This window comes from Pseudomonas sp. P1_F7 (assembly GCF_056405655.1).
The window spans coordinates 1-695 of the sequence record NZ_JBFUBR010000072.1 but is presented as its reverse complement, the minus strand read 5'-3'; the positions used below and the strand labels follow the sequence as shown (position 1 = coordinate 695).

1 protein-coding gene is annotated in these 695 nt (G+C 65.9%); it reads right to left on the bottom strand.

Features of this window, described 5'->3' with window-relative positions; all coding sequences use genetic code 11:
• Nucleotides 1-695 (bottom strand): immunoglobulin-like domain-containing protein (locus tag AC1D1M_RS31425; RefSeq protein ID WP_477778694.1); only part of this gene is annotated, 695 nt, incomplete at both ends.

Here is a 695-nt window from a genome sequence, read left to right as displayed (position 1 = left end):
GTGATGCTCTGGCCGTTGGCCAGGGTCACGACGACCGGCGAACCGGTGACGGCCGCTCCAACCGTCGCGGTGTAGGTGACGGTGCCACCCTCGGCCGCGGTTTCGCTCGCTGTCAGTTTCACCGTCGAGGTATCGATGGTGTCGGTCACTTCAGTCACCGCCGGTACGCTGCTCGGCACCAGGTTTTCGAAGCTGCCGCCGGTGGCGTTGCTGATCGTTGCCTGAACGGTGCCGGCGTCTTTGTAGACGTCGTCGGACGGCGCGGCAACGGTCGCGGTGCCGGTGGTTTTSCCGGCCTCGATGGTGATTACGGCGCCGTTCGACAGGGTCACGGTCACTGGCGAACCGGCGGCGTTGGTCAGGGTGGCGGTGTAGACGATCGAGCCGCCCTCGGCGACCGAACTTGTAGCGCTCAGGCTGAGGTTGGTSGTGTCGACGGTGTCGGTCACAGTGGTCGAAACCGGCGTCTTGTCGGCCACCAGATTTTCGTAATTGCCGCCGCTGACGTCGGTGATCGAGTTGGTCAACGGCGCATGGCCGGTCAACACGTCGTTCGGTGCGGGGGTGGTCACGCTGCCGGTGGTTTGGCCGACCTCGATGGTGATGCTCTGGCCGTTGGCCAGGGTCACGACGACCGGCGAACCGGTGACGGCCGCTCCAACCGTCGCGGTGTAGGTGACGGTGCCACCCTCGGC